Here is a 16,947-nt window from a genome sequence, read left to right as displayed (position 1 = left end):
ATGACATGAAGGAATCGTATTACTCAATTGGGGAAGTATCAAAACTGGCAAACGTGTCGATAAAAGCGCTCCGTTATTACGATAAAATTGATTTATTTAAACCCGCCTACGTCGACCCGGATACCAGCTACCGCTATTATACAGATTCTCAGCTCATTCATCTGGATTTGATCAAATCATTGAAATATATCGGCACACCTTTAGAGGAGATGAAAAAAGCACAGGACTTAGAGATGGAAGAACTGTTTGCTTTTTATACAGAGCAGGAGAGGCAAATCAGGGAGAAATTAGACTTTTTATCAGCACTGGAGCAAACCATTTCATTGGTGAAAAAGCGGATGAAACGGCAGATGGAATATCCCGCGCTCGGTGAGGTGTTTGTTTTAGATGAAGAAGAAATACGGATCATTCAGACAGAGGCAGAAGGAATCGGGCCTGAAAACGTGCTCAATGCCTCCTACAGCAAATTAAAAAAATTTATCGAGTCAGCAGATGGATTTACGAACAATAGCTACGGCGCTACTTTCTCTTTTCAGCCCTACACCAGCATTGATGAAATGACTTACCGTCATATTTTCACGCCTGTATTGACGAATAAACAGATTTCATCAATTACGCCGGATATGGAAATCACAACGATCCCTAAAGGGAGGTATGCGTGTATCGCGTATAATTTTTCGCCTGAACATTATTTTCTCAACTTACAGAAGCTTATCAAGTATATCGCAGACCGCCAATTAACAGTTGTCAGTGATGTTTACGAGTTAATCATACCGATTCATTACTCCCCGAAAAAACAAGAAGAATATCGTGTCGAAATGAAAATACGAATCGCTGAATAATAGAAAAAGAGCATTTTTTGAAACAAAACTTCAAAAAATGCTCTTTTTGCTTATTTAGTAAACAGATGTCTTCTCGTCAATCGATTCTAAAATTTGTTTCACACGTCCCAAGAATCGTCCGCACACGAGACCGTCAAGCACTCTGTGATCTAAGGACAGACACAGATTAACCATGTCTCTGACAGCAATCATGCCATTGTCCATGACAACCGGGCGTTTGACGATGGATTCTACTTGAAGAATCGCAGCCTGAGGGTAGTTGATAATGCCCATTGACTGAACAGAGCCGAACGAACCTGTGTTGTTGACGGTAAACGTGCCTCCCTGCATGTCATCTGCAGTGAGTTTTCCGTCTCTTACTTTTTTAGCTAGGCCGGTAATGTCTTTCGCAATGCCTTTAATTGTTTTTTCATCAGCGTTTTTAATCACCGGAACAAATAAAGAATCCTCTGTGGCAACTGCAATTGAAATATTGATATCCTTTTTCTGAATAATTTTGTCCCCCGCCCACATGCTATTCATTTGTGGGAATTCTTTTAACGCCTGAGCGACCGCTTTTACAAAAAAGGCGAAGAACGTTAAATTAAAGCCCTCTGTCTTCTTAAAGGAATCTTTTATACTGTTGCGATATGCAACCATATTTGTGACGTCGACTTCCATCATCGTCCAAGCATGCGGAATTTCTGTTTTGCTTCGCTTCATATTGGAAGCAATTGCTTTTCTTACACCTGTGACAGGGATTTCTTTATCACCGGCTGCAGACGCAGGATATGACGTCTCTTCTTTTGGCTCAGGTTTTGATGCAGACTTCGGTGCAGGAGCTGCTGTTTTCGGCTCCTCAGCCTTCTGTTCTTGTACGCCGCCTGTTTCAATTAAGCGCTGAATATCTTTTCGTGTGATGCGCCCGCCGGCACCTGTTCCTGTTACTTGATCGAGGTCAATGCCGTGCTCTCCGGCCAAACGGAGTACAGCTGGCGAGTAGCGCTTTTTATTGGGCTGATCAGCTGCTTCGGCACTTTTTGCAGCAGGCGTCTCAGCGGCTTTTGAAGCAGCTGGCTGTTCTTGTTTTTGTTCAGCCGGATTCGCGCCTTCTGTTTCAATTTTGCAAATCACTTCTCCGACTTGCAAGGTTTGGCCTTCTTCTCCCACAAGCTCTGTTATCGTACCAGTAAAAGAAGACGGAACCTCTGCATTTACCTTATCTGTCATGACTTCCGCGATTGGATCGTATTTGTTCACTTTATCACCGGGGGCGACAAGCCATTTGCTGATCGTCCCCTCTGTTACGCTTTCTCCAAGCTGCGGCATCGTCATTTGTTCAATTGCCATGATTTTATCCTCCCTTACGTCTTTAAAACTCCGCTAATTCTCTCATCGCCGCTTCCACTTTATCAGGGTTGACCATAAAGTATTTTTCCATTGTCGGCGCATAAGGCATAGCCGGAATATCAGGACCTGCAAGCCGTTTGATTGGCGCGTCTAAGTCGAACAGACAATGCTCGGATATAATTGCGGCTACTTCGCTCATGATGCTGCCTTCTTTTGTATCTTCTGTGACCAAAAGAACCTTTCCAGTTTTGGACGCAGCTTCGATGATGGCTTCTTTATCAGGCGGGTAAACTGTTCTTAAATCCACCACATGCGCTGAAATGCCATCTTTTTCGAGACGTTCTGCAGCTTGTAAGGCGAAGTGGACACACAGACCGTATGTGATCACTGTGATGTCGTCGCCTTCCCGTTTTACGTCCGCCTTGCCGATTGGCAGGACATAATCATCAGCCGGAACCTCTCCCTTTATCAGACGGTACGCCCGCTTGTGCTCAAAAAACAGCACTGGGTCTTCGTCACGAACTGCAGCTTTTAATAGACCCTTGGCGTCATATGGTGTTGATGGCATGACAATTTTCAGTCCGGGCTGGTTGGCGAAAATTGCTTCGACTGATTGAGAATGATACAGGGCTCCGTGCACGCCTCCGCCGTATGGCGCTCTGACGACAATCGGACAGCTCCAGTCATTGTTGCTGCGGTAGCGGATTTTAGCCGCTTCAGAAATAATTTGGTTGACTGCCGGCATAATGAAATCAGCAAACTGCATTTCAGCAATCGGTCTCATTCCGTACATTGCCGCTCCGATACCGACTCCTGCGATCGCAGATTCAGCAAGCGGCGTATCCATAACGCGCTCTTCCCCGAATTGTTCATAGAGTCCCGCTGTCGCTTTAAACACACCGCCTTTTCTTCCTACATCTTCCCCAAGGACGAAAACGCGAGAATCTCGTTCCATTTCTTCTTTCATCGCCAAATTGATTGCATCAATATATGACATTACTGACATTTGTTCTTCCTCCCTACTTCGCATACACATAATCAAGCGCTGACTCAGGAGCTGCATAAGGGGCGTTCTCCGCTTCATCCGTCGCTTCATTTACGATTGCCATAATTTCATCCAGCATGGTTTGTTCCATCTCATCGGACAGCAGGCCTGTTTCCTTTAAGTAAGCTTGATAAGTAAGCAGGGGATCACTTTTTTTCGCTTCCTCTACTTCTTCACGGCCTCTGTAGCTGCTGTCATCGTCATCACTGGAATGTGGTGTAAGGCGGTAAGAAATCGTTTCAATTAATGTCGGGCCTTCTCCTCTGCGTGCCCTTTCGCGTGCTTCTTTGACCGCTTGATAAACTTCCAGCGGATCATTTCCATTCACAGTTACGCCAGGCATCCCATAGCCAACGGCACGGTCGGAAATGTTCTCACATGCGACTTGCTTATCGTAAGGCACCGAGATTGCGTATTTGTTGTTTTCACACATGAAAATAACCGGCAGCTTATGGACAGCGGCAAAGTTTGCCCCTTCGTGGAAATCGCCTTGGTTTGAAGACCCTTCCCCAAATGTAACAAAGGCTGCGATATCCTTTTTCTCCATACGTCCCGCAAGCGCAATACCGACTGCGTGCGGCACTTGCGTTGTAACCGGAGATGATCCCGTCACAATGCGGTTTTTCTTTTGTCCGAAATGTCCCGGCATCTGGCGGCCTCCTGAGTTCGGATCTGCTGCTTTTGCAAACCCGGACATCATTAAGTCCTTTGCTGTCATGCCAAACGCGAGCACGACACCCATGTCTCTGTAGTACGGCAATACATAATCCATTTCACGGTCAAGTGCGAAAGCCGCTCCTACCTGTGCTGCTTCCTGTCCTTGACAAGAAATTACAAATGGAATTTTGCCAGAACGGTTTAACAGCCACATTCTTTCATCGATTTTTCTTGCTAACAGCATGGTTCTATACATATCAACGGCTTCCTGATCAGTCAGCCCTAGTGCTTGATGTCGGTTTGTACTCATTCAAGCCCCTCCTTTATGCTTTTAAAAATGAATGGCTTTGCCATCTGCGGCAAGCGCTGCTTCCCCAATTGCTTCAGAAAGCGTTGGATGCGGGTGAATCGTTTGCCCGATCTCCCACGGCGTTGCGTCCAGCACTTTGGCAAGACCCGCTTCAGAAATCATGTCGGTGACATGCGGGCCGATCATATGAACGCCGAGAATATCATCTGTATCTCGGTCCGCCACGATTTTGACAAAACCGTCGCTTTCACCGTATACAAGCGCTTTTCCAATCGCCATAAATGGGAACTTGCCGATTTTGACATTATGCCCGTTCGCCTTTGCTTCGTCTTCGGTTAAGCCAACACTGGCAGCTTCAGGGCTTGAGTAAATGCACTTCGGCACAAGCGTCGGATCAAGCGGATGCGGATTGAGACCTGCAAAATGCTCAACAGCAATAATTCCCTCATGTGAAGCAACGTGAGCTAACTGCAGACCACCGATTACGTCTCCAATTGCATAAATATGAGATTCCTTCGTCTGGCAGCTTTCATTGACTGAAATCATGCCATTTTCAGTAACAATATCGGTGTTCTCTAGGCCAATGCCTTCGATATTTGCCTGTCTGCCGATGGAAACTAGCATTTTCTCAGCAGAGTAGGTAACGGTTTCTCCGTCTTTTTCCGCTTGTATGCTGATATCATCTGATGTTTTTGTCATTGTGTCAGGCAGCACTTTTGCCCCTGTTATGAACTGGATGCCTTTTTTCTTAAGAAGACTTTCCATTTCTTTTGAAATCTCTAGATCTTCAGTCGGCAATATGCGATCCGCGTATTCAATAACCGTTACCTTCACACCAAAATCATGAAGCATAGACGCCCATTCGATACCGATAACCCCTCCGCCGACAATGATGATTGATTGTGGCAGCTCCTCCATTTGGAGCGCCTCATCTGAAGTCAGTACAGACTTACCGTCCGCTTCAAGACCCGGAAGCATTCTCGGTCTTGATCCTGTTGCAATGATCACTTGTTTCGGTATCAGCATGTCATTTTCTTCGCCATTTCCCCGCTCAACAGAAATTGTTCCCGGCAGCGGAGAGAAGATTGACGGTCCAAGGATACGTCCATATCCGGTGTACACGTCAATTTTTCCTTTTTTCATTAAATGATTTACACCCGCTGCAAGCTTATCAACAACGGCTTGCTTACGCTGCTGCACTTTTTCAAAGTTGAGGGACACGCCAGCCGTTTCCACCCCGAATTGATCGGCTTCACGAGCTGTCCGGTATACCTCTGCGCTTCTAAGCAGCGCTTTACTCGGGATACAGCCTTTATGCAGACATGTTCCTCCGAGTTTTTCCTTTTCCACAACGGCTGTTTTTAAGCCGAGCTGAGCGGCTCTGATGGCCGCAACATAACCGCCGGTACCGCCGCCCAGAATGACTACGTCATACTCAGTTGCCATGGTGACTCACTCCTGTCTGTCTATTCAATACGATATTGTTTGGATTGCTCTTCGCCCTGCAATACTCTGAGCGCCCCTTGGGCAAGAGACTGCAGTTCATTTTCACCCGGATAGACTAAAACGTCTGAAATCCAATCTATGTATGATCTGATAGCAGAAACAAAGCTTTTGCCGTACGCAAGGCCTCCCGTCAGCACAATCGCTTCAACTTCGCCTTTTAACGCCGCGCTGGCTGCCCCGATTTCCTTTGCTACCTGATATGCCATGGCATCATAAATGAAGCGGGCTTTTTCATCGCCCCCTTGAATCATCTGTTCCACTTTTACTGCATCATTTGTACCGAGATAGCCTAAAAGTCCGCCGGTGCCAACAAGCTTTTTCATGATTTCTTCTTTTGTATATTCCCCTGAAAAACATAGATCAACAAGATCTCCCGCAGGCACTGTTCCTGCTCGTTCAGGACTGAATGGTCCCTCGCCGTGCAGGCCGTTATTGACATCTACCACTCGCCCGCGGTCATGGACGCCAATTGTAATACCTCCGCCCATATGGGTAATAATCATTTTCATGTTCTCATATCGTTTGCCAAGAGAGGCTGCCGCTTTACGAGCGACAGCTTTTTGGTTTAACGCATGGAAAATGCTTTTCCGTTCAATTTCAGGCATGCCCGAAACTTTCGCAAGCACTGACATTTCGTCTACGACAACAGGGTCGACGATATACGAAGGGATATTCAGGCCGTCAGCGATTTCCCGCGCGATAATGCCGCCGAGATTAGAAGCATGCTGACCGGCGTAACCGCTTTTCAAGTCCTCAATCATTTCATCATTCACTACGTAGGTCCCGCCTTCAATCGGCCGGAGAAGGCCGCCTCTTGCGCAGACTGCATCAAACTTTGAGATATTGATTCCCTGCTCATGAAGCGTTTCGAGAATATGGTTTTTACGAAATTCATACTGATCAATAATTCGGTCAAATCGCTGCAGCTCTTCTATGTTGTGTCTCAATGTTTTTTCAAAAATGCTTCTTTCGTTATGAAAAACACCGATTTTCGTTGAAGTTGAGCCTGGATTAATTGTGAGAATGCGTTTTTCGTCATGTAGCACTTTCATAACCTCCAGATCAATTTCTTAACGTCTGCTTAATACACTGTGGCCGTTTTGCAAAAACTGGCTTCTTGAGCGGCGCATGCGTTCAATCCGTTCCTCTGCTAAGCGGTCAGCCGCTAAATATGCAGGAATGCCGTCACGCTGAGAAATCTCAAGTACACGCTCGATATTGCCGTAAATGCCTTCAACTTTTTTCAATGCACGTTCTGCATTATAGCCGTAAAGCTCATCTGCCACGTTGATGACACCGCCCGCGTTAATCACGTAATCCGGTGCATAAACGATGCCCATTTCGTGAATTTGATCACCATGGCGTGTCTCTTTTAATTGGTTGTTAGCCGCACCTGCGATCACTTTCGCCTTCAGCTGTTTAATGGTGTCGTCGTTAATAGTCGCACCAAGGGCACACGGCGCATAAATATCGCAGTCTTGTGAATAAATATCATCAGGATCTACCGCACGGGCGCCAAAATCTTCAACTGCACGCTGTACAGATTGTTTGTTGATATCTGTAACGATTAAGTTTGCTCCTTCTTCATGCAAGTGGCGGCAAAGGTTATAGGCTACGTTCCCAACACCCTGTACAGCAATGTTTTTTCCTTCAAGAGAGTCGGTTCCGAAAGCAGCTTTAGCTGCTGCCTTCATTCCTCTATACACCCCGTACGCCGTGACTGGAGAAGGATTTCCAGAAGAGCCGAAAGCAGGAGAAATCCCTGTAACGTAGTCTGTTTCATCATGAATGATATCCATGTCCTCGACCGTTGTGCCCACATCTTCAGCCGTGATGTATCTGCCGTTCAGCCCTTGAATATAGCGGCCAAACGCGCGGAACATTTCCTCATTTTTGTCTTTGCGCGGATCGCCGATAATGACTGTTTTTCCGCCGCCAAGGTTTAAGCCTGCCGCCGCGTTCTTATAGGTCATGCCTCTAGCCAATCTGAGCGCATCTTCAATAGCCGCTTCTTCATTTTCATATGTCCACATTCTCGTTCCGCCAAGCGCCGGACCAAGCGTTGTATCATGAATCGCGATAATCGCTTTTAAGCCAGATTGTTCATCCTGGCAGAATACCAATTGTTCGTAATCGTATTTCTCCATATATTTAAAAAGTTCCATGTTCGTTCCTCCTAATGTGTGTATTCTTCAGATGCGCATATTGCCAGCGCAATGGAATACAGTTTATTTTCAGCAGAGTCCGCTCTGCTTGTTAAGGCAATCGGTGCTTTGGCTCCTGTAATGACAGCCGCCACGCTGGCCTTGGCAAAATAAATCAGAGATTTATATAAAATATTGCCGGCCTCAATTGTTGGGACGAGAAGGATATCTGCGTTGCCCGCTACGTCTCCCGAAATTTTTTTCTGGGCCGCGGCAATTTGTGAAACTGCGTTATCCAAAGCAAGTGGTCCATCAACAATGCAGCCTTTGATCTGGCCCCTTTTGTACATTTGAGCTAGAGCAGCTGCATTCACGGTCGCTTCCATTTTAGGGTTCACCGTTTCGACCGCTGCCAGAGCAGCTGCTTTTGGCATATTGTTCCCCACTGCATGGGCCACATGAACGGCATTTTGCAAAATCTGCCGAAGCTCTTCCAGCGAAGGAGCAATATTCATTGCCGAATCTGTCACAAACATCAGCCGGTCAAAATCCGGTATATCAAAGACAGCCACGTGGGAAAGGACACTTGATGACCGAAGCCCCTCCTGTCTGTTCAATACCGCTTTAAGCAAAACAGAAGTCGGCACATTGCCTTTCATTAAAACGTCCGCTGTTTTATGATGCACAGCACGAACCGCTAATTTTGCCGATTCCTCAGGAGTATCGGCATGGACGATTTCCACTTGATGCCCTTGCATGGATGATGTCAGCTCGTTCAGTTTTGTGCTGTCGCCCGTTAACAAGAAACGGGCGGATAGGTGCTCGGCAGCCAGCTTTACAGCCCGGATCACTTCCTCATCCTCAGCATGAGCAACCGCAATGGTCTTATTTTTGTGCATCGACGCTTTGCCGATTAAATCTTTCAGCTTCATCTGCTACCACCTTTCTTGTTTCGACTCCGCTTTTTATGATGCAAGTTCCGTGCCAGCTCTTAAGGGTGCTGTCATACCAGATATATTGAAACATTCGTGCAGATGTTTGCGTTTATTCTGCAAATTATTGCATGCCTTCATTTGCAAGGCCATATTTATCCATTTTGTAATATAAGTTCCGAATGCTGACACCGAGAGCTTTTGCTGTTTTTGTCCGGTTAAAATGATGCTTTTCAAGCGTTTGCTGGATCAAATGCGCTTCAAATTTTTCTACTGCGACAGACAGCTTTTCGCCTTCAATATCCGGAAAATTAAAACCTGTTCCCTGATCTGTGTCATTTTCTTTTTGCTCAAGTTCGAATACAGGCAAGTGATCTTTTTCAATCCATTCCATATGCGGATTCAGAAAAATCATGGCTCGTCCAAGGACATTTTCAAGCTCCCGGACATTCCCAGGCCAATGGTAGGCAGATAAGGCGCGCAAGGCTTGCTGTGAGAGCCCTTTTACATTCCTGCCGTAATCCCGGTTGATCTTTTGGATAAGTCTGACGCTCAATGCTTCAATGTCCTCCAACCGCTGCCGCAAAGGCGGGATGGAGATCGGATAGCGGTTGATCCGGTAATACAGGTCTTCCCGGAATGTTCCGTCCGCCATCGCCTTTTCAATATTTACATTTGTCGCCGCGATCACTCTGACATTGACAGGGATCGCTTTCGTGCCGCCCACTCTGACGATTTCCTTTTCTTGAAGGACGCGTAGCAATTTGGCCTGCATATTTTGTGTCAGCTCACCGATTTCATCTAAGAAAATACTGCCGTTATTTGCTTCCTCAAATAAACCCTTTTTACCGCCGCGCTTCGCTCCTGAAAACGCGCCATCCTCATAGCCGAACAATTCTGATTCGAGCAGGTTTTCAGAAAGGGCTGCACAATTCACGCGAATAAATTTATTGTATTTCCGGTCACTTTCGTTATGGATGGCATGGGCGAACAGTTCTTTTCCTGTTCCTGATTCCCCGCGCAGCAAGATGGTTGCCGGTGTTTTCGCACCGAGCTTCGCCTGCTCAAGCGCAACCAGCATTTGCTCGCTTTTGCCGATAATGTCGTCAAACGTGTATTTCGCTTCAAGCGTGCGAATAATTTGTCTGGCGCGATTAAGCTCCGCTGTCAGCATTTTAATTTCGGAAACATCGTGAATCACGCCGACGCTGCCTTTCAAAATCCCGTCCACAATCACCGGTGCTACATTAACGATCACTTCTTTTTCATTCGGGCCGACCTTCATTCTGACACCGCGGACAGGACGTCTTGTTTCAAGCACCTTTAAATGCATGCTTTCGCCTTCGGAAATATCAGTGTTTGCAGGCTTGCCGATGACTTCTTTTTCAGAAAGCCCCGTCATTTTCGTATACGCTTTATTGATTAGCAGGCCGATGCCGTTTTCATCAACGACAGAAATCGCCTCATCGGAGGATTGAATAATTGCCTCCAGCATCGTACGGACCTGCTTTAAGTTGGTCACTTCCTCTGCCAGCTCGACCGCATCAGTGATATCTTTAAAAACACAAAGAGCCCCGAGCAGACGTCCGCCTTCATCAATAATCGGCAGCCTTGTGGTCACAATTTGCAAATGATCGCCTAACAGCTGCTTCTGGTTGTATTCAGGCACTCTTGTTTTTAAAATCCGCGGCATCTTCGTGCTCGGAATCACTTCTTTTATTGGGCGCCCAATGACTTCCTCACGTTTTTTCCCGACCATTTTTTCGGCCATATGGTTAAAGAGAATGATTTCTTCATTGATATCAATAAAAATCATTCCATCATGGGTGGAATTAAAAATTCTGTCATATTTATAGGTTTGCTCTTTTAGCATTTGAATCAGGTGCTGCTTTTCTTCCATCAGCTGAAAAACGATGTATGCCATTTTTCCCGGCATGACAATGGTATCTTCATGCTTTCTTTGAAGGAGCTCGTCAAACACGGCTTGATCGCCGGTAGTATGAATGACGATATCCGGTTTTTGTTGTATGTAAGGTTTCCAATCAGATGATACGGCAATCCCATACTGTTCTGCTTCTTTCAATCCCGGCGCCTCGGGGTCTTTGTCAACTACGGCAATGATATCTATGATGGCTGTTTTAATCAGAATATGTAATAACGCCGTTCCCCTTTTGCCGGCACCTACTATCAGTACCTTTTGCATCCCGATACCCCTTTGTATGAAAAAATTTGCACACCTATTTATTCCGTTGCAATAATTTGCACAACCCTATGTTACCACGTTTTCTTCTCTTGACAAAATATTTTTTCCGCTGGACAATAAAGGAAATGAAAAGATAAAGGGGTTTTCTGAAGATGAGCCGACTTCTTGCGCTTTTAATATTAGTCATCCCCGGGGCTATTTCTGCTTTAGGCATTAAACTGATGAGAGATACACTTTTCGGCCATACAATCAAGCCATTTTCAGCTCTTTGGCTCCAAGGGTTGTCAGGATTCATCTTTTTTGCGATCGGCCTCTATGTGCTGGCCGGGTTCATTTTATACAGAGACAGAAAACGCAATCAAGTCAGCCCGCGATTCAGAAAACGATAGCTGAAAAAAAGCCGGAGAATGCTCCGGCTTTTTTTGTTGCATTATTCGTCAGGCAAAACGGTCTTGGCAATCGTTTTGTCTAACGCTTCATAGTCATAATAAGAAATCGTATCGTACAGTTCTTTTCGTGTCTGCATATCATGAAGTCCTTCTTTTTGTGAGCCGTGCTCCTTCATCAAACCAAACATCCGCTCACAAGCTTTTGCCGCCGCTCGAAGCGAGGTGACAGGATATATCACCATGTGAAACCCCATATCTTCGAATTCATCGGCACGATAATACGGCGTTTTCCCAAATTCAGTCATATTCGCAAGGAGCGGAACGGAGATACGCTCAGCAAACTGGCGGAATTCATTCTCCGCCTGCAGCGCTTCCGGGAAAATTGCGTCCGCTCCCGCCTCAATGTAAGCCTCTGAACGTTTTATTGCGGCATCAAGCCCTTCCTGCGCCCTGGCATCAGTACGGGCAACAACAATAAGGGAGGGTGCCGCTTGTTTAATGGCTTTTATTTTTTGCGCCATTTCCTTGATCGGAACTAGCTGTTTGCCATTTAAATGTCCGCATTTTTTTGGAAGCTGCTGGTCTTCTATTTGAACGGCTGCTACCCTTGCTTCAAGCATCTCCCGGGCTGTTCGGGCGGCATTTAAGACACCGCCAAATCCCGTATCGATATCCACAAGCAGAGGCAGATCAGCTGCACGTACAAGATCTTTGGCCCGTTCAGCTATCTCTGCCGATGTGATGATCCCTAAATCAGGCAGCCCCCTGCTGGCTGTATAGGCAGCACCGGACAAATAAATAGCAGAAAAACCGGCTTCTTTCGCAAGCAAAGCGGCCATCCCGTCATGGGCGCCGGGAATTTGAAGAATGTCCGGTGCTGACATCAGCTTGCGGAAACGCCCGGCAAGCTCCTCTTGTGACGATTGCTTATTGACGATCCACGACATGAAACAAATCCCCCTTTTACATGCAGAACATGTCTACGAATTCATTTACGCGCATCGTTTGTAATGTCTCATAGCTGGTACAGCGCTCATAAATGTGTTTGTGCTGTTTATCAGGATAATGGGTTTTGAGATTGTCAGAAAACTTTTCCAACAGTTTCGGCACTGCTTCCTCTCTTCGAAAACGATGGCCGAGGGGAAACTCACATTCCACCATTTCCGTGCTCGTTCCGTCTTTAAAATGAACCTGAACGGCATTTGAGATGGAACGTTTATCAGGTTTCAAATAATCCTCGGTATATGTTTTATTTTCAGTCACCTCCATTTTATCACGAAGTTTATCTATTCTCGGATCACTCGCTGTTTCAGCTTCATAATGCTGTGCCGTGATATCACCAAAAAGCAAACCGATTGCTGTAATGTATTGGAGGCAGTGATCACGGTCTGCCGGATTGTGGAGCGGGCCTTTTTTATCAATGATTCGGATAGCGGATTCATGCGTTCTGATGACAACACGGTCAATCTCGTCAATCCGGTTCTTTACCTGCGGGTGAAGAATGACGGCGCACTCCGCCGCTGTCTGGGCGTGAAATTCCGCAGGATAAGACACTTTAAATAACACATTTTCCATGACATAAGCGTCGAGCGGACAGGCAAGCTTGATCTCTTTCTTATTGAATAAAACGTCTTGGAACCCCCAACCCGGTGCACTCAAGGCTGTCGGATAACCCATTTCCCCTTTTAACGACATCAGCGCCAAATGAACACCTCTGCTCGTTGCATCTCCTGCCGCCCATGATTTACGCGAGCCTGTATTTGGTGAATGGCGGTATGTCCTCAATGCTGCATTGTCAATCCATGCATTCGAAAGCGCATTTTTGATTTCTTCTCTTCCGCCGCCCAAAAGCTTTGCCGCAACAGCGGTTGTCGCAACTTTGACAAACAGCACATGGTCAAGGCCAACTCGATTTAAGCTGTTTTCTAACGCCAGCACACCTTGGATCTCGTGTGCTTTGATCATCATCTCAAGTACGTCGCTTACTGTTAACGGCTCTTTTCCTTCAGACAGCCTCACTCTTGATACATAATCAGCAGCGGCAAGGATTCCTCCCAAGTTATCGGATGGATGCCCCCACTCCGCCGCCAGCCACGTATCGTTGTAATCGAGCCAGCGAATCATGCAGCCGATATTAAACGCTGCCCTCACAGGATCGAGAACATATGACGTTCCCGGCACTTTGCTTCCATTCGGCACAGTCGTTCCTGGAACAATCGGGCCAAGCAGCTTTGTGCATTCCGGATACCGTAGCGCCAAGATCCCGCAGCCCAGGGTATCCAGCAATACATGCCCCGCTGTTGTATACGCTTCGGCACTAGTAATCTCTTTCTCAAGCACATAGTCTGTGATTTCTTCGATAACACGATCCGTTTTCGGCATTCTACCAGTTCCTTTCATGGTTTTGTTTGATATCGCGGGCCCATGTAACTGACACGGGGACGGAAGAGCCGATTATTGGTATGCTGTTCGATCACATGGGCGCATAAACCGGACGTTCTCGCGCTGAAAAAGATCGGCGTATATAAAGGAATCGGTATGCCGAGCATCCAATACACTGGGGCAGCATAGTAATCCAAATTCGGGTAAAGCCCTTTTTCCTTCTCCATCAGCCGCTCACCCGCTTCGCACATCTCATATAAACGATGGTCACCGGCTTTATCGCATAATTGCTGCAGCGCCTCTTTCATCATGAGTGCTCTCGGGTCCATTTTTTTCATATACACCCGGTGGCCGAAGCCCATGATTTTTTCTTTTCTTTTCAGTTTTGTTTGCAAAAGCTGCTCAAAATCAGATGTCGTTTTTGCCTCCAAAAGCAAATACATCACAGCTTCGTTTGCTCCTCCGTGAAGATTCCCTTTCAGGGAAGCGACAGCCCCAGTCAAAGCCCCATAAAGATCTGAATGTGTAGATGCAATGACCCTGGCCGCAAAGGTTGAATTCGGCATCTCATGCTCACTGTACAGGACGAGCGACCGGTCAAAAATCTGTTCTTCCAATGAAGACGGCAATTTCCCTGTCATCATGTAGAGAAAATTCGCACTGTAGGATAGGGTTTGAAGCGGAAGAATCGGTTCTTTCTTATTAATGATCCTGTAGCTGGCAGCAGTGAGGGCAGGCATTTTCCCAAGAAGCTGATAGGCGCGTTCTTTGTTTGCGGAAGGAGACCGATCATCAATTTGCCGATCATAGCCAGCAAGTGCCGACAGGCCGGTACGCAGACTATCCATTGGATGAGTGTCCTTAGGGAGCAGCTCAAGCAGACGGAGATGATCAGCAGGCAGGCTTGAGGCACTGTTTATTTTACGTTCCAGCGTTTCCATTTCACTTTCTTCTGGCAGCCTGCCCTCCAGCAATAAATGGACAAGCTCCAGATAGCTTTTTGTTTCAGAAAGTTCTATTAAATCATAGCCCCGTATCAAAATCTGGCTGGACTGGGTGTCAAGATAAGAAATATGAGTTTCTGCCGCAATCACACCGTCCAACCCTGGAGAATAATGCTGTTTCTCCTCCATATCCTCAACCTCCGTTTTTGCGTTTTTTGTCTATCAGGTTCCGCCAAGCAAATACTTGGAAATAATCAGTCTTTGAATCTCGTTCGTCCCTTCATAAATTTGCGTCACCTTTGCATCGCGAAGCAAGCGCTCAACCGGATAATCCTTCATATAGCCATATCCTCCATAAATTTGAACGGCGTCTAACGCTGCCTTCACGGCTGCATCGGAAGCAAATTGTTTAGCCATAGACGCTTCTTTTCCACAATTTAGGCCGCGGTTATGAAGGTCTGCGGCGTGGTAGACAAGATGTCTTGCCGCCTCTGCCCTAGTCGCCATGTCAGCCAGCTTAAATGATATGCCTTGATTGGCTGCGATCGGCCTTCCAAATTGCACTCGCTGCTTCGCATAATCAACGGCATGCTCAAGAGCCGCCTCTGCAATTCCGAGGGACTGTGCCGCAATGCCGATCCGGCCGACATTTAAATTCGCCATGGCAATGTGAAAGCCATCCCCCTCTTTGCCAAGCAAATTGGCTTCAGGCACTTCTGCATTATCAAAAATCAGTTCCGTAGTATTGGAGCCATAAAGCCCCAGCTTTCTTTCTTTTTTTCCAACGGTAAAACCGGGTGTGTTTTTTTCAACAATAAAAGCCGAAATCCCGTGCCTGCCTTGATCTGGAGCTGTTAAAGCAAATGTGATATAGATATCAGCTGCTCCGCCATTCGTTATGAATATTTTCGATCCGTTTAATAGGTATTTGCCGTTCTTTTTGATTGCTGTTGTGCGGAGGCTCCCGGCATCCGACCCCGAGTGAGGCTCCGTTAGTGCAAATGCGCCCAAATGGTCTCCTGACGCGAGATTTGGTATATATTTCATCTTCTGTTCTTCGTTGCCGAAATACAGAATCGGATTCGTGCCGACTGAGGTATGAACGGAGAGAATCACGCCGACAGCCGCGCTGATTCTAGAAATCTCATGAATTGCCAAAATATAAGAAACAACGTCCGCTCCAGCACCGCCGTATTGTTCCGGCACCGGTATTCCCATCAGTCCGTGTTTACCCATTTTTTTGATCAGCTGAAAGGGAAATTCGTCCGTTTTCTCCATGATTTCCGCAGCGGGAGCAATTTCTTTTCGTGCAAAATCACGCACCATTTTTCGCATCATGACTTGCTCTTGGGTTACATGCAACTCGGCCACCCCCGGATGGAATAGACTTCAGGAAGTCTTCTCCTCATAGTCATAAAAACCGCGTCCGCTCTTTTTGCCAAGCCAGCCTGCTTTGACATACTTGCGGAGCAGCGGGCAAGGACGGTATTTGGAATCGCCAAGGCCTGAGTGAAGGACTTCCATAATTGATAAACACGTATCCAGTCCGATAAAATCCGCTAATGCAAGCGGACCCATCGGATGATTCATGCCCAGCTTCATCACTTCATCTATTGCCTCCGGCTTCGCCACTCCCTCATACACGCAATAGATGGCTTCATTAATCATTGGAAGAAGCACACGGTTGGAAACAAACCCAGGAAAATCATTGACTTCTACCGCTGTTTTCCCCATCTTTTCCGCTAATGCCATAACATCTAAGGCCGTTTCTTCTGATGTAGCCAAGCCGCGAATCACTTCAACCAGCTTCATTACAGGGACGGGATTCATAAAATGCATGCCAATAACCCGTTGAGGCCGGTTTGTTACAGCAGCGATTTCTGTAATAGGCAAGGAAGATGTATTGCTGGCCAAAATCGTATGAGGCGGGCAAATGCGATCAAGTGTTTTAAACATCTCAGTTTTTGCCGCCATGTTTTCTGCGATAGCCTCAATCACAATGTCCGCATGCTCTGCCTCCTCAAGCGTTTGAGAAATCGAAATGCGGCTGATTACGCTCTTCACTTCCGTCTCGGTCCTTTTTCCTTTCTCAGCATCACGGGCCAGCTGTTTCTTCAGCCGTTTCAATCCTGCCTCCGCGGCCTCTGGATTCACATCATACATCCGCACATAAAAGCCTGCGTCGGCAGCTGTTTGAGCAATTCCGCTTCCCATCTGACCTGCGCCAGCTACCATGATTTGTTTGATTTCCATTCAAATCCCCT

At 46.7% G+C, this 16,947-nt stretch carries 15 protein-coding genes; 2 read left to right on the top strand and 13 right to left on the bottom strand.

Going from position 1 to position 16,947, the window contains the following annotated elements; translation table 11 throughout:
- Positions 1-5 precede the first annotated feature (5 nt).
- A complete protein-coding gene (gene bmrR / locus PUN35_RS02440; protein WP_003230325.1) occupies positions 6-842 on the top strand; it encodes a multidrug efflux transcriptional regulator BmrR in 837 nt (278 codons plus the stop codon).
- A 54-nt stretch (positions 843-896) separates the two neighbouring features.
- Here the strand turns inward: bmrR and bfmBB are convergent, their stop codons facing one another.
- The 8 genes from bfmBB to PUN35_RS02400 all read right to left on the bottom strand — a co-directional run bounded on the left by bfmBB (position 897) and on the right by PUN35_RS02400 (position 10,968).
- A complete protein-coding gene (bfmBB, locus tag PUN35_RS02435; RefSeq protein WP_014480211.1) occupies positions 897-2,171 on the bottom strand; it encodes a branched-chain alpha-keto dehydrogenase complex dihydrolipoyllysine-residue (2-methylpropanoyl)transferase in 1,275 nt (424 codons plus the stop codon).
- A 22-nt stretch (positions 2,172-2,193) separates the two neighbouring features.
- Positions 2,194-3,177 (bottom strand): 3-methyl-2-oxobutanoate dehydrogenase subunit beta, encoded by a 984-nt coding sequence (gene bfmBAB / locus PUN35_RS02430; RefSeq protein WP_014480212.1) that lies wholly within the window; start codon positions 3,175-3,177, stop codon positions 2,194-2,196.
- A 13-nt stretch (positions 3,178-3,190) separates the two neighbouring features.
- Positions 3,191-4,183, bottom strand: coding sequence for a 3-methyl-2-oxobutanoate dehydrogenase subunit alpha (gene bfmBAA, locus PUN35_RS02425; RefSeq protein WP_014480213.1), 993 nt, complete (start codon positions 4,181-4,183; stop codon positions 3,191-3,193).
- A 21-nt stretch (positions 4,184-4,204) separates the two neighbouring features.
- Positions 4,205-5,629, bottom strand: a complete 1,425-nt coding sequence (gene lpdA, locus PUN35_RS02420; RefSeq protein WP_014480214.1) for a dihydrolipoyl dehydrogenase — start codon at positions 5,627-5,629, stop codon at positions 4,205-4,207.
- Positions 5,630-5,649: 20 nt separating this feature from the next.
- Positions 5,650-6,741, bottom strand: coding sequence for a butyrate kinase (buk, locus tag PUN35_RS02415; protein ID WP_003230311.1), 1,092 nt, complete (start codon positions 6,739-6,741; stop codon positions 5,650-5,652).
- Positions 6,742-6,759: 18 nt separating this feature from the next.
- Positions 6,760-7,854: a branched-chain amino acid dehydrogenase gene (gene bcd, locus PUN35_RS02410; protein WP_014480215.1), complete on the bottom strand. Its 1,095-nt coding sequence runs from the start codon at positions 7,852-7,854 to the stop codon at positions 6,760-6,762.
- An 11-nt stretch (positions 7,855-7,865) separates the two neighbouring features.
- Entirely contained in the window at positions 7,866-8,765 is a 900-nt protein-coding gene (yqiS, locus tag PUN35_RS02405; protein WP_014480216.1) for a phosphate butyryltransferase, read from the bottom strand.
- A 124-nt stretch (positions 8,766-8,889) separates the two neighbouring features.
- Positions 8,890-10,968, bottom strand: coding sequence for a sigma-54 interaction domain-containing protein (locus tag PUN35_RS02400; protein WP_014480217.1), 2,079 nt, complete (start codon positions 10,966-10,968; stop codon positions 8,890-8,892).
- Between the two features lie 152 nt (positions 10,969-11,120).
- Between PUN35_RS02400 and PUN35_RS02395 the strand changes: the two genes are divergently transcribed.
- Positions 11,121-11,357, top strand: coding sequence for a DUF2627 domain-containing protein (locus PUN35_RS02395; protein ID WP_003230304.1), 237 nt, complete (start codon positions 11,121-11,123; stop codon positions 11,355-11,357).
- A gap of 41 nt (positions 11,358-11,398) precedes the next feature.
- On the opposite strand, the gene prpB is transcribed toward PUN35_RS02395, so the two are convergent.
- The 5 genes from prpB to PUN35_RS02370 are packed head-to-tail and all read right to left on the bottom strand — an operon-like array spanning position 11,399 to position 16,936.
- Complete coding sequence (prpB, locus tag PUN35_RS02390) at positions 11,399-12,304, bottom strand: methylisocitrate lyase (protein ID WP_014480218.1); 906 nt, start codon at positions 12,302-12,304, stop codon at positions 11,399-11,401.
- Between the two features lie 16 nt (positions 12,305-12,320).
- Positions 12,321-13,739 carry a bifunctional 2-methylcitrate dehydratase/aconitate hydratase gene (locus PUN35_RS02385; protein ID WP_014480219.1) on the bottom strand — a complete coding sequence of 473 codons (1,419 nt, stop codon included), beginning with the start codon at positions 13,737-13,739 and terminating at the stop codon, positions 12,321-12,323.
- Positions 13,740-13,753: 14 nt separating this feature from the next.
- Complete coding sequence (gene mmgD, locus PUN35_RS02380; protein WP_014480220.1) at positions 13,754-14,872, bottom strand: citrate synthase; 1,119 nt, start codon at positions 14,870-14,872, stop codon at positions 13,754-13,756.
- Positions 14,873-14,905: 33 nt separating this feature from the next.
- Positions 14,906-16,045 (bottom strand): acyl-CoA dehydrogenase, encoded by a 1,140-nt coding sequence (locus tag PUN35_RS02375; protein ID WP_014480221.1) that lies wholly within the window; start codon positions 16,043-16,045, stop codon positions 14,906-14,908.
- 27 nt (positions 16,046-16,072) lie between these two features.
- Positions 16,073-16,936, bottom strand: a complete 864-nt coding sequence (locus tag PUN35_RS02370) for a 3-hydroxybutyryl-CoA dehydrogenase (protein WP_014480222.1) — start codon at positions 16,934-16,936, stop codon at positions 16,073-16,075.
- Positions 16,937-16,947: the final 11 nt, after the last annotated feature.

Origin of the sequence: Bacillus sp. N3378-2at, assembly GCF_033412715.1 — a bacterium.
GTDB classification, from domain to species: Bacteria; Bacillota; Bacilli; order Bacillales; family Bacillaceae; genus Bacillus; species Bacillus subtilis.
The sequence above is the reverse complement of the archived record's forward strand: the minus strand, read 5'-3'. Positions and strand labels throughout refer to the sequence as shown.